The following is a 19,825-nucleotide window of genomic DNA, read 5'->3' as shown; positions in this document are numbered from 1 at the left end:
CGGCTAGTGCGTGGCCGCCGACGTGATTCTTGGCCGACAATCGAGGACACCTCCAAATCTCGGGCGCCGGCAATTACTCGGCACCCCGATGGCCGAGCCTAATCGTCAATGGTCAGTGCCGACCGTTCGGTCCATCCCAATCGTGGTTCTCGCCCTCGTTGTTCGGGTTGCCCCGCCCCGGCTCGTCGTAGCCGCCCTGGTCGTTACCGCGGCCCGCACCGGGCTGTCCGCCCGACGGCTGACCCCACGGCTGCTGATAGCCGTGCCGCGACTGCGGTTCACCCTGTCCCTGCCTGCCGCCGTAACCCGGCTGCCCGGACTGCTGCTGCGGCTCGTCGCGCGGCGGCCAGCCCGGGGCCGACCAACCGGCCGGGGCGCCGTAATCCGGCCGCGAGCCGTGTGTCCCGCCACCCTGCCGCGGGTACGCGGCGTCGGGGGCCTGCGGCAGCGGGTAACCGCCCGCAGGCGGCGCGGGGTAGCCGTACTGCGGGTTCTGGTAACCGGCGTCGGGGTAGCCGTTGGCCGCTGCCGCCGCGGGCAGTGGCGGCAGCACCGACTCCTCCGGAGGCCACGGCTCGCCACGCTCGGCGGCCAGCTCGCCCGGCGTCTTCACCGGCGGCTTGTCCGAGGGCAGCCGGTCACCGAAATCGTTGAACGCGGTGATCCGCGGCCGCTTGTCCACCGCGGCGAGGATCTGCTCGAGATCCTTGCGGTGCAGCGTCTCTCGTTCCAGCAGCGCGGTGGCCAGGTCGTCGAGCACGTCGCGGTACTCGTTGAGGATCGCCCATGCCTCGGTGTGCGCGGCCTCGATCAGGTTGCGCACCTCCTCGTCGATGGCGCCCGCGACCTCGTGCGAGTAATCCGAGCTCATACCCATCGAGCGACCCAGGAACGGGTCGCCCTGCTCCTGGCCGTAGCGCACCGCGCCGAGGCGCGCGCTCATGCCGTATTCGGTGACCATCGCGCGCGCGATCTTGGTGGCCTGGTCGATATCGGAGGAGGCGCCGGTGGTCGGCTCGTGGAACACCAGTTCCTCGGCCGCACGGCCACCCATCGCCATGACCAGACGCGCGATCATCTCCGAGCGGGTCATCAGACCCTTGTCGTCCTCGGGCACCGTCATGGCGTGGCCGCCGGTGCGACCGCGGGCCAGGATGGTGACCTTGTAGACCGGCTCGATATCCGGCATCGCCCACGCGGCCAGGGTGTGCCCGCCCTCGTGGTAAGCGGTGATCTTCTTCTCGTGCTCGCTGATGATGCGGCTCTTGCGACGCGGGCCGCCGACCACGCGGTCCACCGATTCCTCGAGCTGCTCGCTGGTGATCACCGCGCCGTTTTCACGCGCAGTGAGCAGGGCGGCCTCGTTGATCACGTTGGCCAAGTCGGCGCCGGACATACCGACGGTGCGCTTGGCCAGACCGTCCAGGTCGGCGTCGGGCGAGATCGGCTTGCCCTGCGAGTGCACCCGCAGGATCGCGCGACGACCCGCCAGATCGGGGTTGCCGACCGGGATCTGCCGGTCGAACCGGCCCGGGCGCAGCAGCGCGGGATCGAGGATGTCGGGACGGTTGGTCGCCGCGATCAGGATCACACCGGTGCGATCACCGAAACCGTCCATCTCGACCAGCAGCTGGTTGAGGGTCTGCTCACGCTCGTCGTGACCGCCGCCGAGGCCGGCGCCGCGCTGGCGTCCGACCGCGTCGATCTCGTCGACGAAGACGATGCACGGGCTGTTCTGCTTGGCCTGCTCGAACAGGTCACGCACCCGGGAGGCGCCGACACCGACGAACATCTCGACGAAGTCCGAACCGGAGATGGTGAAGAATGGCACGCCGGCCTCGCCCGCGACGGCGCGGGCCAGCAGCGTCTTACCGGTGCCGGGCGGACCGTAGAGCAGCACGCCCTTCGGGATCTTCGCGCCGAGGGCCTGGTAGCGAACCGGGTTCTGCAGGAAGTCTTTGATTTCGTAGAGCTCTTCAACGGCCTCGTCGGCGCCGGCCACGTCCCCGAACGTGGTCTTGGGCATGTCCTTGGACAGCTGCTTGGCCTTCGATTTACCGAAGCCCATCATGCCGCCGCGACCACCGCCCTGCATTCGGGACATCACGAAGATGAACAGTCCGAGCAGGATCACCATCGGCAGCACGAACAGGAGTATCTGAGTAAACCAGCTGTCCTGTTTGACCACGGTATTGAAGGGCGCGCCGGATTTCTGCACGGCGTCGAAGACCTGCGCGGACGACTCACTGCCGCCCGGGTACTTGGCGATGATCTTCTTGGAGCCGCTGGTTGCGTCGTTGCCGTTGTTCAGCTCGATACGCAGCTGCTGCTCGCGGTCGTCGATCTGGACGTTCTTGACGTTGCTCTTGTCGTTCAGCTGAGTCAACGCCACCGAGGTGTCGACGCTCTTCCAGCCGCGCGTGTCGTTGCCGAAGTAGCTGAACGCATAGATTACGAGCAAAATACTCGAGACTATGGCCAGGGTGCGAAACACTGTCTTGCGGTTCATAGAGCGTAGGCCGGGCGGCCAGTCCTTTCCGGTGTGTCTCCGGTGCATGCCTAGCGACGCGTCCGGGTCCGGTTGGTTCGGATGCGGACATGCCACGTTACCGCGTACGGTCTACTCGATACATCGCGCAGTTCGGCAGTTGGTTCGGCAGTTGATGCAGTTCGACAGGTAAACGGCCGGGGAACGACGGTGGTTCCCGATGTCTCCGGTCTGGTTACTCCAAGTGGTCACAATCATGGCATGTTCGGCCTATCGTGAGCGACGACACAACAAAAGCGCAGGGGGTATGGACATAGTCGAGCTACGGACACCCACAGCGATATTGCGGCACGGACGCGGACGATTGGTGGTGCTGCGGCCGGGCACCGACGGTGAGCGGGTCCTGGATGTGCCGGTCACAGACCTGCTGAAGGTCCGGCTGAACCGGCGCGCCGACGACGCCGTCGTGATCGAGATCTACCTGCGATACCCGACACCGGTGCTCACGGGCGTGCCGGCAGACCGCACCCCGCTACCGGTATTGATAGCCGAACACGATGTCCCCGCGGCGACCGAGATGGTCGACCGGATCAATGGTCAGATCCTGGCCTCCCAGCGCATCGATGTGGCCGCCCCCGATCTGAAGCCGCCCGCCCCGACCTGGGGCAGGACCGGGCCGACCCGGGCGGACGTGGATCGCGCGGTGCGCCGGATGGCACCCAAGGGGGAGGCGAAGTCGGCGATAGCCGCCTTGCATCGCTATGTCACGGCTGATGAATACGTGCTGGAGACCGCGATCACGGTGGCCCACCCGCCCGCGGGCAATGGACCCGGGCTGCTGGCCGCGACGACCGGACGGCTCCTATTCATCTCCATCGGCGCGGGCTCGCGGTATGCGCATGAACTACCGATCCCCGCTGTCCTCTGGGCCCGCACCACCGAGGGCGCCGCAGTGGCGCCGGGTGAGATCGGCGCGGTCCGCGGCGAGACCGGCATCGACGTGCACGACGGCAATGTCACGCTGCATTTCGCCGGGAGCGATCGCGCCGACACCGAGCGGGTCACCTGTGCGGTGAATTTCGCGGTCCGGCGCGATTCCGCCGACGGTGCGGCGGGACCGGCCGACCCGGGCGTCGCCCAGCTGTATTCCGAATGGGAACTTCTGGTCGAGCGGCATTCGCTCGGCATGGTGGACGACGCCCAGTTCCAGCGCTACGGGCGCGGAATCCTGCGGTCACTCCCCGACGGGAACTGATTGCAGGCCGATCCGCCGCCACGGGCTCGTCGGTCGGGTCCACAGGCGCAGCAGTTCCATGCGCCGATCCACGCCGCCGTTCTTGAGTTCGGCCAGGTCCTCACAGGCCTGCCAGTAGGTCCAGCCCGTCAGGTAGGCGTCGCCGAATTGGCGCCAGTTCTGGTATTTGCGCTGTGCGAGCGGCAGCGCGCGGGCCAGATAGTCCCAGGCGACGTCGACGTCGAGATAGCCTGCGGTGAAAGCCATTCGGGCCACCGCGATCACCCTGGCCAGATCCCAGGCATGGATATCGCTCGGCAGCGGGCGGGCCAGATGATCGGTGAATCCGATCTTGATCGCCTGTGACCAGATGTCGTAGTCGCGGACCAGCGCCTCGGGGTTGTCCATGCCGCGGAACGAGCCGACCTGACGAAGGAAGGCGCGGTGCCGATCGGCACGCTCGCCGAACCGGTCCCGCTCGCTGGCATTGATCGAGGCCATCACCAACGGATGCACCATCGCGTACAGCGGCGAGTGCATACCGTCGAGCAGTTGTTCCATCGATGCCCGAGCCTCGGTGCCGTCGGTGATGCCCCAGGCGCCGGTCAGGGTATCGATGGCGAGTTCACGGCGGTCGCCGAGCGGGTGGTTACGTTCGGGGCCGAGCAACAGTGCGTCGTGGAACGCGTCCCATCGGGCCGAATAGAAGGCGCCGAGCGCCAACGACCGCAGTTCGTCGTCGGTCACCGCGGCCCCGGACCAGTGGTCTTCCTCCCGCTTGTCCAGCTCTTCGTAGGGGAAAGTGGTCAGGGTGGGTACACCGCGGGCGGACATGCTTTCGATTCTTCCCCATCGATCTGGTCAGGGCTCGTGTAATCGCCGACCGAGTCCGCACAAATGTTCTCGGCCTGCCGCATAGCGGGACAGAGGGCTAATGTGCACCCATGAGTAGCAACATCACCCTCCTCCGCGGCCTGGAGCCTGCGCCTACCGAGCAGGAAATCTATGCCGCCGCACTACAGTACGTGCGCACGGTCGGTGGCGTGTCCGGCCTGAGCAGTACCACGAAAGTCGCTGTCGACAAGGCCGTAGCGGCCATTGCGGCGGCGACCACGCAGTTGCTTGCGGATCTGCCCGACGGCCGAGTCGCGCCGACCACCGAGCCACCGCTGCGCCGCAACGGTGCGGGCGAATCCGCAGAGTAAACGGTCTCAGCGTTCTACGTTCGACGCACCCGGCTCATGGCAATGCATCGACGCCGTAGGTGGCGACGCAGGTCAGGGCGAGGGCCAGCGGCAGGCTGCGCTCTTCGATGGGATGACCCAGCAGTTCCTCGATGCGCTGGATCCGGTAGCGGACCGTGTTCTTGTGCACCCCAAGCAGTTTCGCCGCGGCCTCCGGGCTGCGATGGCTCTTCAGATAGGCGTGCAACGTCTCGCGCAAGCGTGCGGCATTGGTGTCTCGCCCTGCCAGCGCGCGCAACTCTCTGCCGATCAGACCGCGCATCGCGGCGTCGTCGGCGCCAGCCAGATGTGCGATCTCCACCTCGCGATAACCGGTGACCCGATCAGCTCCTACAGCTCCGCGCTCGGCGACCTGCCTGGCCGCGACCGCCTCGCGATGACTCTGCCGAAATCCGGCGACCTGCGCCGCGGGCACCCCGAAGGCGACCCGCACCGGCGGTTCGATCTGCCCGAGCGCGATCCGCTCGAGCCTGCCCGGCACAGCCAACTCGGTACTGTGCGTCTCATCGTCCAAGCCCGCCCAGGCCCACATGCCGCTGGCTCCGGACGGCACGGTGAGCACCCGGCTGCTGCCGAGCGCCGTGGCCAGCCGCGCCGCGACCCCGTCCAGCAGGCCACTCATGTCGCTGTCGCCGCCCGCGGGCTCGTCGGTCCACAGCACGAACGCCAGATGCTGTTGGGCGAGCCGATAGCCGAGCCGGACGGAGGCCTGGTCGATATCGAGTTCGTCCCCGGTGAGTAGGGCACGCACCGTCTCGGTACGCCGATTGAGTGCGGCGCGCAGAACCCGTTCGCGCTCATCCATGTAGGTGTCCGTCAGCAACTCCACCGAGGTGCTGACCCATTTCGTGGAGCGTTCGAAGAGCAGCAGCAGCACAGCCCGCTCGATCTCGTAGGGCGCTTTGCGTGCGTCGACCGCCTCGGTCATGTACTCCAGCACCGCTTCCTGGCCCACGTGGTAGGTGCGCAGCAGCAGTCGCAGATCGAATCCGCGTCGCGCGAGCGTCCGCGCGAAGGCATGCACCTCCTCGGGCAACGTGAATTCGAAGACATCGTGGGTGATGCCGGTCAGCCCGTTCCTGACGTGCGCGCGAGTGCTGGCCGCGAGGTCGTGCTGGATATCGCGGTCGGCCAGCTCCGGAATGCGCGCGAGGATCGCGGCGTCCAAGCGCTCGACGACCTGTTCCAGGGTCTCGGTCCGCATCGTCTCGGAGACGTACTCGGCCAGCCAGTCCCGGACCACCTCGCCGTTCGGTCCGATCGCACCGGGTGAGACGAGGGCCATCATTCCTCCGAATTGTGCTCATGAAACAAAAGTGGCCGCATTAGTTGACAAATCGGTCTAAGACAGTCGCTCGGAATTGTGTCACGATCATAGGACAGTGAACTGATTCACAGTATTTGGGCGTTCACAGCACAACGTCAGTGGGAGAACAGCAGTGACCAACACCGAACCCGCGCCAGGCGCGGCCAAGAAGACTCCAGCACGCAAGGCGGCCCCGAAGGCCCCGGCACCCAAGGCGACAGCCGAGACCGCTGCCGTAATCGAGGTGCGCAATCCCGGCACCGGGGAGCTCGTCGGTACCGTGCCCAACGAGACGGCCGACGCGGTCGCGGCCAAGGTGCGCGAGCTTCGGCTCTACCAGCCGGAGTGGGAGGCCATCGGTCCGGACGGCCGCAAGGAATGGCTGCTCGAGCTGCAGGACTGGTTGGTCGACAACACCGAACACCTCGCCGACGTGCTGCAGTCCGAAACGAGTAAGCCGCGCGTCGACGCCCTCATCGATCCCGCGTTCTCGGTCGATCTGACCGGTTACTACGCGCGTCGCGCGGCGAAGTTCCTCGCCGACGAGCACCCGTCACCACACAGCCCGCTGGCTCGGGTCAAGAAGCTCACCACGGTGTTCAAGCCGTATCCGGTGGTCGGCATCATCACGCCGTGGAACTTCCCGTTGGCCATGCCGGTAATCGACGTGATTCCCGCGCTCGCCGCGGGCGCCGCCGTCATACTCAAGCCCTCCGAGGTGACCCCGCTGTCCGCACTCGAACTGGCCCGCGGCTGGGCCGAGATCGGCGCGCCGCCGGTGTTCGCCGTGGTCACCGGTGCGGGCGCGACCGGCGCCGCAGTGGTCGAGAACGCCGACTACATCCAGTTCACCGGCTCGACGGCCACCGGCCGCAAGATCGCCGCGGCCTGCGTCGAGCGGTTGATCCCCTACAGCCTGGAGCTGGGCGGTAAGGATCCGGCCATCGTGCTCGCCGACGCCGACATCGACCGCGCCGCGCACGGCATCGCGTTCGGCGGCATGTTCAACGCCGGTCAGGTCTGTATCTCGGTGGAACGCGTGTACGTGGAAGCGCCGGTCTACGACCAGTTCGTCACCAAGCTGACCGCGGCGGTCAAGGAGCTGCGCCAGGGTATCGACGGCCGCGAGTCCAAGCACGATGTCGGCGCGCTGGCCAATGAGAGCCAGGTGCGGATTGTGCAGCGGCACGTCGACGAGGCCGTCGCGGCCGGAGCCAAGGTGCTTACCGGCGGCAAGCGCACCGGTGTCGGCACCTTCTTCGAGCCGACCGTGCTGGTGGACGTCGACCACACGATGTCGTGCATCAACGAGGAGACCTTCGGCCCGACCCTGCCCGTGGTGAAGGTCGCCGACGAGGCCGAGGCGGTTCGGCTGGCCAATGATTCGATCTATGGGCTGTCGGCTTCGGTGTGGACCGGCGATAAGGACCGCGGCGAACGTGTTGCGCGCCAACTGAATGCGGGCGCGGTGAATATCAACGACGTCTTCGCCAACCTGTTCAACTTCGCGCTGCCGATGGGCGGCTGGGGTCAGTCCGGCGTCGGCGCCCGCTGGGGCGGCGCGAGCGGCGTCCGTAAGTACTGCCGCCAGAAGGCGATCACCAAGCCGATACTGCCGACCCAGCAGAAGGAGCTGATCTGGTTTCCGTACCAGATGCCCAAGCTGCTGGTCGCGATCGGCGCGATGCGCGCGGCGGGCGCCCGTGGCCTGCGTCGCGTCGACATCCAGGCGCTGCGCAAGCTCAGGGGAGACAACAAGTGAGCGACTCGGCGAAGATCCGCAGCAAGGTCGTCGTCATTACCGGCGGCGCGCACGGCATCGGGCTGGCTACCTACAACGCCGTGGCGCCATCGCATATCGCGGGCGCGACGCTCGGGTTCGGTCGGCCGATGGCGTCCACCCGACAGCGCAAAACCTGTTTGTGACCAATATCACTATCTGCCGCGATAATGGCCCCCGCTAGCCCCGAGGCCGATTTCTCGCCGGTGGCTGGTCGACGCCGAATACGCGACCGCACGCCGGCGCCACGGCATGCCAGCCTCCATCGTCGCTGGTCATATGCCCATTAAGGACCGGTCTAGCAACGCGGCTGGTGACTGCGGGATGTTCGCCGGCTCGATAGTGCGAATGACCATGACAGGCAATATGCTGTCTCTAACAAACCCACCGACTGTTTCGGTGCCAGTATCCGAACTTTTCGGCCTGATAAGGCTGGAAATTCAGGACCGATTCTGATAGCAAGAGGCTATGGACCCGCATTTGCGCGACCTGCGTTATTTCGTCGCTGTCGCTGAGGAACTGCATTTCACCAACGCCGCGCAGCGGCTGCACATCGCTCAACCCACCCTGTCGCGTCAGATTCGTCAGCTGGAACGCCAGCTCGACGTGGTCCTGTTCGACCGCAACCAGCGCAGCGTCGCGCTGACCGTCGCGGGCAAGGAATTGCTCGAAGGCGCCCGCAAGATCCTGGAGTTGTGGGAGGTCACCAACGTTTCGCTGCAGGAGGCGGGTGAGGTGCTGCGCGTCGGCATCCAATCCGCGCTCGGCCGCGGTCTGCTCAGCGATCTGGAAAGTTCGAGCGGGCATCGACTCGCGCTGCACGCGGCGTCCTGGACCGACCCGTCCAGCGGGCTGGCCGGGCGCCAGGCCGACCTGGCCCTGGTCTGGCTGCCGTTACCCGATCCGAACCGCTACCGCTGGCAGGTGCTGCGCACCGAGCCACGCTGGGTGCTGCTACCGGAGAACCATCCGCTGGCCGATCAGGAGAGCATCGATTTCGCCGATCTGCTCGACGAGCCGTTCATCGCGCTACCCACCGAAGCGGGTGCGGTGCGCGACTTCTGGCTCGGCAACGATGCCCGCAACGGACGTCACCCGAAGATCGGCGCGGAGGCGGCGACTCCGGAGGACAAGCTGGAGGCCGTGAGCCTCGGTCTCGGCGTTTGCCTGCTCGCCGAGAATAATGTGCCGATGTACCGCTGGCCAGGTCTGACCGCGCGTCCAGTGACCGGACTCGCGCCGTGCGCGCTGGCGGTCGCGTGGCGGACCGACGATAATCGCCCGACCATTCTCGAGTTCGCCGGTCGCGCTGCCGATGGCGGCTTCTCCGCGCAGACGTCGGCCGTCACCGGCTAACTCTGCGGCGCGGTGCGCTCCCACGGGTGCAGCGCTTCCAATTGCGCGGACAGGCGCAACAGGGTCGATTCACTGCCGGGTGGCCCCGCGAGCTGCGCGGCCACCGGCGTGCCCGACTTCGGGTGCATCCCCATCGGCACCGAGACGGCGGGCCAGCCGACCATGTTCCACAGCGGCGTGAACGGTGAAAACCGGGAGCTGGTAACGACATTGGCCAGCCAGCCTCTGGTGTGCCAGGCCCTGGCCTTGGGTGGCGGGGCGGCGAGGGTCGGTGTGATCACCACGTCGTAGTGCTCGAAGAATTCCAGCAGTCGCGCCTCTACCCGATCGATCTGGCCGGGGCAGATCAGGCGCAGGCGCTGCACCAGCCTGCCGAGCGCGAGGTGGCGGCGGGTGCGCGGTTGTAGTCGTTCCGGGTGGGCGAGCGTCGCGGCGTCGCGGGTACCGACGGCTAGCCAGCGCAGGAAGACCGAAATGATCGACTCGCCATAGGGCAGGGTCGTTGGCTCCACGAGGTGTCCGGCCGCGGTGGCGACCGATCCAGCGGTGCGGGCTGCCGCGGTCCAATGTCGATCGACGCGGAAGAAACGGGATGGTGGCGCCACGGCCATCCCGATGCGTAGTCGGCCAGGTGGATCGATCTCGGCTAGGTCCGGTCGGGCCGCCATCACCGAGAGGGTCAGCGCCGCGTCACCGACGGTGGTTGCGAGAACACCGTTTTCGACCATGCCCGCCCATGAGTCGATGCCGATCTCGGCCGGAACGGTATGGCGACCCGGCTTGATCCCGAACACCCCGCAGCAGGCCGCCGGGATGCGCACCGAACCGAGCCCGTCGTTGCCGTGCGCCACCGGCACCAACCCGGCCGCGACCGCTGCCGCCGAACCACCGGACGAGCCGCCGGTGCTGCGGGCGGTGTTCCACGGGTTGCGGGTGATGCGGCCCTCACCGTCGGTCATCGCCCACAGGCCGAGTTCGGGCACCGCCGTCAGCCCGACGATTACCGCGCCCGCTGCGCGCAGCCTGCGCACCACCGGGTGGTCGGCGGTCGCCGGGCGGGTGTCGGTGGCGGCCGAACCGGACAGGTTCGTCTCGCCTTCGACCGCGAGATTGTGTTTGATCGCGATGGGCACACCGGCCAGCGGAAGCACGTCCAGATCGGCGCGTTGCTCGAGGGCCAGCGCCTCGGCCTTCGCCTTGGCGGAGCGAACCACGGTGAATGCGTTCAACTTCCGAGTGTCGGCGGCGATACGCTCCAGGGTCGCGTCGAGGATTTCGGTCGGTGTCATCGAGCCGTCCCGTACGCCGGCCGCGATGGTGGCGGCGTGGCCACGTAACGCGGCGCCCATGGGCACCTCCTGGGCGGCTACTGTTGGCGGGGCGGTCGTGTTCGTCGCGGCCGGTTCCGTCACCGCGGAACCGTCTGCCACCGCTATGGCCTCATTCTGCATGTGCTGGTTTGCCCCCGTCGCATCGTTGTCGAAATCGGGTGATCCGCTGTTGAGGCGCAAGTTATCATTCCGGGTGACTGCTCGGGGACAATGGCGTCGGGTGTGGCGGAATTTCTCCGTACATCCATCGACCGACCAGTGCGGATTCTTCGGTATCCGCCGAGCCACTAGGTCCGAGAATGAATGCGAATTCCGATAGAAGTTCCGAATCCACTTCGGGTTCCGCGACCGATGCGGGTCGGGGCGGCCGCCTGCTTCGAGCCGAATCGAACGCGGCGAAAGCCTTTGCCACCGCATGGAAATCCGCGGCGCGAGAATCCACCGGGAGCCCGCCGCAGATTGCCGACTACCTGCCCGACGCGCAGACCCTGCGGCAAGAGGCGCTGCTCGAATTGATTCGCGTCGATCTGCGGCACCGGTGGGTGCACCGAACCGAGACCGCGACACCGCGCAAGCGCTTGGCCGAATACTGTGCCGAGTTTCCCGAGCTCGAACCGGACAGCATTCCAGCCGGTCTGGTGTACGAGGAATTCGTCATCCGCAGGCACAGCGGCGACCGGGTGGATCCGCGGGAATGTCTGCGTGAATATCCACAGCAGGCGCCGGAACTGCGTGCGCTGCTCAACGCCGACGAGATAGACCAGAGCACGCGGCGGGCGGCGCTGGAGGATCCGACGCTGACCGCAACGGCCGAAACAGTGGCCAGGACCGTGGCCGCAGCAGAACTGAATCAAACCACCCAGTCCCTTCGTAATACACAGGTGACCCGCTCGTCCGTCGATCTCACCGGGACGGCGACCGCGATCCCGACCACCGTCGGGTCCGGTCCCGGGAACTTCGACGCGCTCGATCGGATCGAAATCGGCCAGCGAATCGATGATTTCGATCTGCTGACCGGTCTCGGCAGCGGTGCGTTCGCCCGGGTGTTCCTGGCTCGGCAGCGGTCCTTGCAGCGGCTGGTCGCGGTGAAGATCTCCGCCGACCATGGCACCGAGCCGCAGACCCTGGCCCAACTCGACCACGACTACATCGTGCGCGTCTTCGATCAGCGCCTGCTCGGCGCCGATCGGGAGCCCAACGGCGCCATCCGACGGCTGCGGTTGCTCTACATGCAGTTCCTACCCGGTGGCACGTTGCTCGGGGTGCTGCGCTGGGTGCGCGCGACACCGCCTGCCGAACGCAGCGGGCAGCTGCTGCTGGACGCGGTCGACGCGGCCATGGAGGAAAAAGGCGAGCTCCGGCCTACCGATTCCAGCGTGCGCGCCGAAATCGCCACGCTCAGTTGGCCGGAAACCGTGGCATGGTTGGGTCGCAGGCTGGCCGAGGCGCTGGAATACGCCTCAACCAACGGTGTACTGCACCGCGACGTGAAACCGGCCAATGTGCTGCTCACCGCCGAGGCGGTGCCGAAGCTGGCCGACTTCAACATCAGCTTCAGCCGGAATGTGCAGGACACCAGTCCGGTCGCCTATTTCGGCGGATCGCTGGCCTATATGTCACCGGAGCAGCTGGAAGCGTGTCATCCCGGCCGCGATCGCAGCGCCGCCGATCTGGACACCCGCGCCGATATCTATTCGCTCGGCGTGGTGATGTGGGAATTGCTCACCGGCGCAAAGCCTTTCGACGATTCCACCGCGGGTGCCGATGAGGCCGGCGACGACACCACGCTGGAGGCCATGCTGGAGCGGCGCAGTTCCGGCGTGGATGCCGCCGCGCTGGACCGGGTGCCGCCCGACTGCCCGGCCGCCCTGCGCCGGGTGCTGCTGAGCTGCCTGGAACTCGACCGCACCCGGCGCTGGTCCGGCGGTGCGGTGCTGGCCAAGCAGCTGGACTTGTGCATGGACGCGCGAGCCAGGGACCTGGTCGACCCACCGCCAGGCAGTTGGCGGCTGCGGCTGCGGTCATGGCGATTGCTGATCGTCGCGCTGGCCGTCGGCGTGCCGAATGTGCTTGCGTCGCTCTACAACATCCAGCACAACCAGCATCTGATCATCAGCAGAATGGCCGAGGACGCCCAACACACCTTCATCATCATCACCGGTGTGGTGAACGCGGTGTTCTTCCCGCTCGGCGCGGCGCTACTGGTGTACATGTCCCGGTATGTGCTGTCGGTGCCGCACGGGCTGCGCCGCGGCAGACGATATGACCCGGACACGCTGCGGCGAGCCAGAGCCGACTCGCTGCTGCTCGGCGACCGAGTGGTGATCGTCGCGTTCTCGCTGTGGGTGATCGCCGGAATTACCTTCCCGATCGCACTGCAATGGGCGACCGGGGATGTCTCGCTGAGCGCGGTCGTGCATTTTCTGGCGTCGCTGGTGGTATGTGGCGCGATCGCCGTGGCATATCCGTTCTTCCTGGTGACTTTTTACATGGTTCGCTGTATTTATCCGGTGTTCTTGCGGCACGGGGAAATCAGCCCCGACGACGCGGTGTGGCTGCGCGGATTGGATCGCCGCTGCAATGGGTATCTGGCCGTCGCCGCGTCGGTGCCGCTGCTCGCCGTGGCCGGGGTGACGTTCCTGCCGCCCGGTGATATTCCGTCGGTGATTTTCGCGGTCCGCGTGCTGTGCGCGGGCGGCATTGTCGCGTTCATCGGCTCCTACCTCCTTTTCCGGGCGCTAGAGGCAGACCTGAGCGCACTGGAGCGGGTGGTCGCGCCCAGCGATTCGACGGGACGGGAACGAGGCGCGCCCGCCGCGCCGGAGAAGCGATCGTGATCGATCCCGGAGTCGATGCCATCGCCGGGTTCGCTGCCGAATGGCAGCGTTGTCTTCGAGGTGATCGGTTCGCGCCGCCGCGGTTGGCGGACTATGTGCCCGATGGTGCGCAGGTGCGTTTGACGGTGCTCACTGATCTGGTGCGCATCGACCTGCGGCAGCGTTGGAGCCGGGCCGGACTCGGCAAGCGGATTGTCGAGTATCGCAAGGAATTTCCCGAGATCGAGCACAGTCGGGAATTGGCCGATCTGGTGTTCGAGGAGTTCTTGGCGCGGCGCAGGCACGGTCCGCTCGACGCGGATGCCTTTCTCGCCGAATACCCGGAACTGGCCGCCCGGGTGCGCGCGCTCCTAGTCGATACCGGCAATGTCGATACCGGCAATGCCGCTACCGGCAACGCCGACGCCGGAGTCGACGACGACCAGGCCGTGGTCGACAGTGCCCAAGCCGCCGCGCTGGTCGCCGAACTGGCGCCGGGACAGCGGATCGACGACTTCGACCTGCGCACCGATCTGGGGACCGGCGCCCTCGGCCGGGTCTTCCTGGCCAGGCAGCGATCCATGCAACGCCTTGTCGCCGTGCGGTTTTCCGCAGGCGCCAGCGACGTACCGCGCACCATGGCCCAGCTGGACCATCCGCACATCGTGCGCGTCTTCGACCAGCGGGTGCCCGCCGATTCGGCGGCGCTGCGGCTGGTCTATATGCAATATATGCCCGGCGGCACCGCGCTCGGTGTGCTCGCCGAGCGCCGTCGGAGTCCGGAGACGGCCGGGGGCACCCGGCTGTTGCGGGCCGTCGACGCGGCCATGGAGGCGAAAGGCGAAATCCGGCAGACGGATTCGAGTGTCCGGGCCGATATCGCCGCGCTCAGCTGGCCGGAGACCGTGGCCTGGGTGGGCAGAAGACTGGCCGACGCACTCGACTACGCCCATCGGCACGGCGTGGTGCACCGGGCGATCAAACCGGATAACGTGCTGTTCACCGCCGAGGGCATCCCGAAATTGGCAGACTTCGCGCTGCAACCGGCCGGCGGCGCGAATCCGGTGACACACCATGATGCGCTGACCTACCGCTCCTCCGAGGAACTGGCGGCGGCGCTCGATCCCGCCGCCGCCGACCCTGATATTCGCAGCGATATCTTCTCCTGATCTTCGTCCCATACGGATTGAGCAAGGGCGTCCGCTACAGCTCGGACACCTTGCACCGAACTCGCACGGACGCAATACTGCTCGGCGACCGCGCGGTACTCGTCATCTTCTCGATGTGGATGCTGTCGGGATCTCCTTTCCGATCGCCCTGCACGGCACCGCCGACGTATCCACGGCCGACTACGTGCATTTTGTGGTCCTGCATGCCGTGGGTGGCGCGATTGCCCTGACGTACCCGTTTTCCTGGTGAACTTCTACATCGTCCGTTGTATCTATCCGATGTTGTTGAGCCACGGCGAAATCAGCGAGCAGGACGCCAGGCATCTACACCGGCTGCGCCGCCGGTGTGGCTTCTATCTGAGCGTCGCGGCGTCGATTCCGTTGCTCGCGGTGGCGGGCGCCACGCTGCTGTCTCCCACCGATCTCACCGAGATCATCGTCAATGTGCGGATCCTGTGCATCGGCAGCATCATCGCGTTTGTCGGGACGTACATCCTGTTTCGCGCGCTGGAGAACGATTTGCGCGCGTTGGAACGCGTGACCGCGCCGCATCTGCACAATAATGCGGAGGCACAGTCCGCACGCTGAACAATGGAGAGGGCGAACACACCGGAACCCACTGGGGCGCACCGATATTGCTCTATAGGGAGCACCGGATCAGCCTGGAATGCCTTGCCAATCTCACCGCAGTGCCCGCAACCGAAGCCTGGGTGCTCGTCGGCGGGCCGATCTATCGAAGCGGGTCGGGTTCCCCCGCAACAATATTCGCGATCGTTCCCTGATGGGGTCGGGACTACTTACCGCCGTAGACCTTCGGGTCGAGGGTGCCGATGTAGGGCAGGTCGCGGTAGCGCTCGGCGTAGTCCAGGCCGTAACCGACGACGAATTCGTTCGGGATGTCGAAGCCGACGTGCGCGACGTCCACATGGGTGCGTAGCGCGTCCGGCTTGCGTAGCAGCGTGACCACCTCGAGCGAGGCAGGGTTGCGGGTGGACAGGTTGCGCTTGAGCCAGGACAGCGTGAGACCGGAGTCGATGATGTCCTCGACGATCAGCACATTGCGGCCCGCGATGTCCTTGTCCAGGTCCTTCATGATGCGCACGACGCCGGAAGACGAGGTGGACGACCCGTAGGAGGAGACCGCCATGAATTCCATCTGCGTCGGAATCGGCAGCGCCTTGGCCAGATCGGTCATGAAGAAGATCGCGCCCTTGAGCACGCCGACCAGCAGCAGGTCGCCCTCGGGAGCATCGGCGGGATAGCGCTTGGCGATCAGCTCGGCCAGTTCCCGGGTCTTGGCCGCGATTTGTTCCTCGGTGATCAGCACCGACGCGATGTCATCCCCGTACACGTCAGTTGTGTCCTTCCGTGGTGTCGATCCCGACAGGCCGATTCATAATGTGTCATCAGGTCCGTTGATTATGTGTCATCAACGCAGACGCAGAGTCAGCCTGCCATGTTCGCGCGCCGCGACCAACCTGCTGTCCGGCCGTCCACCGCCGACGGCGACGCCGCCTTGTCCGCGCCAGCCGGTCACCAATTCGTCGACTGCGCGTAAATGCTTGTCAGTCAGCGCTTTCGCTCCGCCTGCCAGCAGCCAGGCCCGGATCGCGCGTCGTCGCACCGCCGCGAGGGCAGTGGCGAGCGTCTCGATCGACAGGCTGCCCCCATCACTCGACAGAGTCGCATCCACCGCGCCCGCGCTGCCCGCACCCACCCTGGCCGCGCGCAACAGTTCGTCGGCGAGTGCGTCGAGCACCACACCGTCGTCACGCAACTGCTCGGCCGTGCGGGCAAGAGCCTGCGCGACTCCGCCGCCGAGCACCTCCTCGAGCAGCGGCAGCACCTCGGCGCGCAGCCGCACCCTGGTGAATTCCGGCGCGGAATTGTGCGGATCCTCGTGCGGCGTCGAACCCAGATCCGCGCACAGCTGCCTGGTGGCCGCCCGCCGCACCCCGAGCAGCGGCCTGCCCCACGGATCGGCGAAGGCCGCCATCCCCTGAATCGAACGCCCGCCCGACCCGCGCGCGAGACCGAGCAAGACGGTCTCGGCCTGGTCGTCGAGGGTGTGCCCGAGCAATACCGGCAATCCGTTGCGCGCCGCATCCAGCGCCGCATAACGAGCCTGCCGCGCCGCGGCCTCCATGCCCCCTTCGCTGCCGACCTCGACCGCGAGCACCCGCGCCGACCGGCAACCGAGTTTCAGCGCCGCCACAGCCGCATCGGCGGCGACCGCATCGGAACGCGGCTGTAATCGGTGATCCACAATGAGCGCGTCGACACCACCCGTCTCCACCACGGCGGCGGCCGTAAGCGCCAGCGAGTCCGCGCCGCCGGACAGCGCGACCGCCACTCCCCTCGACTCGGCCTGCGGCGCGTAGTCGGCCAGCCAGCCCCGCACGGCCAGCCGCACCTCGAGCACGGCCTCGGTCTCGGGCAGCTGAGGCACTAGCCGAGCACTCGGGTGATCCAGCGCTGCGGGTCGTCGATCTCGTCGGGCCGCGGCAGGGTGTCCGCATCCGTCCACACGGTATTGAACTGCACCATACCGACCCGGTCGACCACGTGGTCCACGAACGCCTTGCCGCGCACGTACTGCGCCACCTTCGCGTCGACCCCGAGCAGGGCGCGCAGCAGGCGCTGCAGCGGATTGGTCGGGCGCTTGCGACGGTTGTCGAAGGCGACGCGAATCTGTTCGACCGACGGGACGACGGCCGGGCCGACCGCATCCATCACGTGGTCGGCATGGCCCTCCAACAGCGTGCCGAGCATCAACAGCCGGTCGAGTGCCTCGCGTTGCGGAGGCGCCTGGGTGGCGCGCAGCAGTCCGACCACGCCACGCGCGCTCGGATCGTGGACGGTGCCGCCGCGGCGGCGGTCGCGGACCTCCTCGACGAGCCGCGACAACATGTCCGCCAGCGGTTCGTCGCCGACCGCGCCGAGCACGTCGACATTGGTGCGCATATAGTCCGCGAGCCACGGCGCGGAGGAGAACTGCACCCGGTGGGTCACCTCGTGCAGGCAGACCCAGAAGCGAAAGTCGGTGGGCGAGACGCCAAGTGCGCGTTCCACCGCCATGATGTTGGGCGCCACCAGCAGCAGCGTCCCGTCGGGACCGGTGAACGGGTCGTACTGACCCAGGATCGCGGTGGACAGGAAGGCCAGCATCGCGCCCGCCTGCACGCCCGCCGGTTTGCCCGCGAGCAGGCCGCGTTCAGCGGTGTCCAGTCCCGTGCCGGTCAACGAAGCCATGGAGTCGGCGGCGGCATCGATCCAGCCGGGTCGGTCGACGATTCTAGCGGCGGGTACCGGCTCGTCGTCGAGCAACCCGCTCACCTCGCGGACCGGTCCTTCGGCCCGCACCGACGCGTCGGCCAGTTCCACGACGACCTGCTCGGCCGAAAACCGGGAAGTCCGCGGGCCGGACGGCACCAGTGCGGCACCCGTGCGTGCCGCCAGCCGCCAGTCGACGGCGCCGGACAGCCCGGACCGACGCCGCTCTTTCGAACTTCCGTCCGGAGCAGCGCCGCCCGTATCCGAAGCTGCGGCATCGCTCGAACGAGCATCACCTGGTTTGTCAGCGCCTTCGAACATGGTCATCCACCCGTCACGAGCATCCACAATTACGCAGCGTGCCCGCGATGGCGTCCAATGCGGGCCTGCTGGCCTCCGGTGGCCGATCGTTCGACATCAACGCGAAGGTCAGCACCCGCCCATCGCGGTCGAGCACATACCCCACCAACGAGCTGGCGACCGAGAGAGTTCCGGTCTTGGCCCGCACCCAGCCCGCGCCCGCCCGATCCCGGTGGACGTAGCGACTGGTCAACGAGCCGGTCGCACCGGCGACCGGCAGGTCATCCAGCAGCGGCGCCAACGTGACCGCGAGCCGGTCGGTTTCGGGCTTGGCCATGGTGTTGCTCGGCTGCACGACGCTGGAACCGCTCGGCGTCGCCGCGGTGGCGAGGATCTTGTTCAGCAGTCGCGGGGGCACCCGATCGTCCGTCGAGAGTCCGCTGTTGTCATGCATGGACATCCCGGTCAGGTCGAATCCGGCCTTGCTCAGCGTGGTGGTCACCGCGGCGACGGCTCCGGTGAACGACGGTTCGGTTCCGGTCGCGGCCGCGATCTCGCGGCCGATCGCCTCGGCGAGCACGTTGTCGGAGTAGACCATCATGTCGCGCAGCCGGTCACGCAGCGGAGCTGACTGCACGCTGGCGATCTCCTGCGCGCCAGGCGCGGCCGTGCCGATGCGCACCCGGCCGGGGTCGAGGCCGAGTTCGGTGGCGAGTCGTCGTCCGGCGTCCAGCGCCGGTGTCGCGGTGCGCGGCGAGTATTCGACTAGCGGATCGAGCCGGCCGCCGTCGATCATCACCGGTTCGATCGGGGCAATCGAACCGCCGCCGATGTCGACCGGGTCCCAGCCCGGCGCCATGGTCGGCCCGGCAAAAGCGGAGATGTCCACCACGATGGTGTCCACCGCGCGACCGCTGGCCCGGATCTGCGTCACCAGATCCGAAAGACGCGGTCCGTTCGGGTAGTAACCCTTGCCGTCGGGTTGCGCGGTCAGCGTCGGGTCGCCGCCGCCGACTAGCACCAGCTCGTTCGGCGCCGCGCCCGCCACCACGCGGGTGCTCACCCGATGGTCCAGCGGCAGCTCGAGCAGCGCCGTGGCCGTGGTCAGGATCTTCGCGGTGGAGGACGGAATCATCGGCTGGTTCGCGTCGCCGTTCCACAGCACGGTCGAGCTGTCCGCGTCGGTGACCTCGCCGGCGAACGAGCCGAGATCCAGATTACCGACGACAGGTCCGAGCGCTGCGGCGATACCGGAGAGGCTCGGCGCGGGGGCGTTCGACGGCGCGGGCGCGACCTGCGGGAACGGGTGGGAGGCCGCGGGCGGCGGCGCGATCGTCAGCCCGCCGTGCCGGAATTCCGGCGTCCACGGTTTGACCGCGAGCAGCGCTCCGCCGCCGGCCCCGAGCAGCAGGCCCAGCGTGATCGCGAACCCGATCCACATATTGCGGCGCCGCCGCGCGGCCAGGCCACCGATGTTTTTGTTGCTCCGACCAACCACGTCCCGCCGTCTCTCCTCAACGCGGCCGCC

Annotated in this window: 15 protein-coding genes and 2 pseudogenes; 9 read left to right on the top strand and 8 right to left on the bottom strand. The window is 67.2% G+C overall.

Going from position 1 to position 19,825, the window contains the following annotated elements:
* Positions 1-112: 112 nt before the first annotated feature.
* Entirely contained in the window at positions 113-2,509 is a 2,397-nt protein-coding gene (gene ftsH / locus ACV7NQ_RS18955) for an ATP-dependent zinc metalloprotease FtsH (protein WP_463360872.1), read from the bottom strand.
* Between the two features lie 286 nt (positions 2,510-2,795).
* Here ftsH and ACV7NQ_RS18950 point away from each other — a divergent pair, with 286 nt between their 5' ends.
* On the top strand, positions 2,796-3,743 hold the full coding sequence (locus ACV7NQ_RS18950; RefSeq protein ID WP_463360871.1) for a hypothetical protein: 948 nt from the start codon (positions 2,796-2,798) through the stop codon (positions 3,741-3,743).
* Here ACV7NQ_RS18950 and ACV7NQ_RS18945 read toward each other — a convergent pair.
* Positions 3,723-4,556 carry a DUF1266 domain-containing protein gene (locus tag ACV7NQ_RS18945; protein WP_463360870.1) on the bottom strand — a complete coding sequence of 278 codons (834 nt, stop codon included), beginning with the start codon at positions 4,554-4,556 and terminating at the stop codon, positions 3,723-3,725. The genes ACV7NQ_RS18950 and ACV7NQ_RS18945 overlap by 21 nt on opposite strands.
* Before the next feature lie 110 nt (positions 4,557-4,666).
* Between ACV7NQ_RS18945 and ACV7NQ_RS18940 the strand changes: the two genes are divergently transcribed.
* Positions 4,667-4,927, top strand: a complete 261-nt coding sequence (locus ACV7NQ_RS18940; RefSeq protein WP_463360869.1) for a DUF2277 domain-containing protein — start codon at positions 4,667-4,669, stop codon at positions 4,925-4,927.
* Positions 4,928-4,961: 34 nt separating this feature from the next.
* Here ACV7NQ_RS18940 and ACV7NQ_RS18935 read toward each other — a convergent pair whose 3' ends face one another.
* The gene (locus tag ACV7NQ_RS18935) at positions 4,962-6,254 is read right to left on the bottom strand and encodes a PucR family transcriptional regulator (RefSeq protein ID WP_463360868.1); all 1,293 of its coding nucleotides are present in this window, start codon (positions 6,252-6,254) and stop codon (positions 4,962-4,964) included.
* A gap of 151 nt (positions 6,255-6,405) precedes the next feature.
* Between ACV7NQ_RS18935 and ACV7NQ_RS18930 the strand changes: the two genes are divergently transcribed.
* From ACV7NQ_RS18930 to ACV7NQ_RS18920, 3 genes and pseudogenes are all read left to right on the top strand, one after another.
* On the top strand, positions 6,406-8,034 hold the full coding sequence (locus ACV7NQ_RS18930) for an aldehyde dehydrogenase family protein (protein WP_463360867.1): 1,629 nt from the start codon (positions 6,406-6,408) through the stop codon (positions 8,032-8,034).
* Positions 8,031-8,156 (top strand): annotated as a pseudogene (locus ACV7NQ_RS18925) (short-chain dehydrogenase); the annotation flags it as partial. The gene ACV7NQ_RS18930 and the pseudogene ACV7NQ_RS18925, both read left to right, overlap by 4 nt.
* 364 nt (positions 8,157-8,520) lie before the next feature.
* Positions 8,521-9,408 (top strand): LysR family transcriptional regulator, encoded by an 888-nt coding sequence (locus tag ACV7NQ_RS18920; protein ID WP_463360866.1) that lies wholly within the window; start codon positions 8,521-8,523, stop codon positions 9,406-9,408.
* Here ACV7NQ_RS18920 and ACV7NQ_RS18915 read toward each other — a convergent pair.
* The gene (locus ACV7NQ_RS18915; protein ID WP_463365734.1) at positions 9,405-10,757 is read right to left on the bottom strand and encodes an amidase; all 1,353 of its coding nucleotides are present in this window, start codon (positions 10,755-10,757) and stop codon (positions 9,405-9,407) included. The genes ACV7NQ_RS18920 and ACV7NQ_RS18915 overlap by 4 nt on opposite strands.
* 281 nt (positions 10,758-11,038) lie before the next feature.
* Here ACV7NQ_RS18915 and ACV7NQ_RS18910 point away from each other — a divergent pair, with 281 nt between their 5' ends.
* The 4 genes and pseudogenes from ACV7NQ_RS18910 to ACV7NQ_RS18895 all read left to right on the top strand — a co-directional run.
* The gene (locus ACV7NQ_RS18910) at positions 11,039-13,576 is read left to right on the top strand and encodes a serine/threonine-protein kinase (protein WP_463360865.1); all 2,538 of its coding nucleotides are present in this window, start codon (positions 11,039-11,041) and stop codon (positions 13,574-13,576) included.
* On the top strand, positions 13,573-14,724 hold the full coding sequence (locus ACV7NQ_RS18905; RefSeq protein WP_463360864.1) for a protein kinase domain-containing protein: 1,152 nt from the start codon (positions 13,573-13,575) through the stop codon (positions 14,722-14,724). The genes ACV7NQ_RS18910 and ACV7NQ_RS18905 overlap by 4 nt, the downstream gene beginning before the upstream one ends.
* Positions 14,725-14,970: 246 nt before the next feature.
* Positions 14,971-15,312, top strand: a complete 342-nt coding sequence (locus ACV7NQ_RS18900) for a hypothetical protein (RefSeq protein WP_463360863.1) — start codon at positions 14,971-14,973, stop codon at positions 15,310-15,312.
* A gap of 47 nt (positions 15,313-15,359) precedes the next feature.
* Positions 15,360-15,506, top strand: a pseudogene (locus ACV7NQ_RS18895) (cyclase family protein); the annotation flags it as partial.
* Between the two features lie 11 nt (positions 15,507-15,517).
* Here the strand turns inward: ACV7NQ_RS18895 and hpt are convergent.
* From hpt to dacB, 4 genes are all read right to left on the bottom strand, one after another.
* Complete coding sequence (gene hpt, locus ACV7NQ_RS18890; RefSeq protein WP_463360862.1) at positions 15,518-16,075, bottom strand: hypoxanthine phosphoribosyltransferase; 558 nt, start codon at positions 16,073-16,075, stop codon at positions 15,518-15,520.
* 78 nt (positions 16,076-16,153) lie between these two features.
* The gene (gene tilS / locus ACV7NQ_RS18885; RefSeq protein WP_463360861.1) at positions 16,154-17,173 is read right to left on the bottom strand and encodes a tRNA lysidine(34) synthetase TilS; all 1,020 of its coding nucleotides are present in this window, start codon (positions 17,171-17,173) and stop codon (positions 16,154-16,156) included.
* Positions 17,173-18,318 (bottom strand): zinc-dependent metalloprotease, encoded by a 1,146-nt coding sequence (locus ACV7NQ_RS18880; RefSeq protein WP_463360860.1) that lies wholly within the window; start codon positions 18,316-18,318, stop codon positions 17,173-17,175. The genes tilS and ACV7NQ_RS18880 overlap by 1 nt, the downstream gene beginning before the upstream one ends.
* 13 nt (positions 18,319-18,331) lie before the next feature.
* On the bottom strand, positions 18,332-19,738 hold the full coding sequence (gene dacB / locus ACV7NQ_RS18875; protein WP_463365733.1) for a D-alanyl-D-alanine carboxypeptidase/D-alanyl-D-alanine endopeptidase: 1,407 nt from the start codon (positions 19,736-19,738) through the stop codon (positions 18,332-18,334).
* Positions 19,739-19,825 lie beyond the last annotated feature (87 nt).

The sequence above is a fragment of the Nocardia sp. Tas62D01 genome (assembly GCF_055232035.1).
This window is presented reverse-complemented; position numbering and strand designations above follow the sequence as displayed.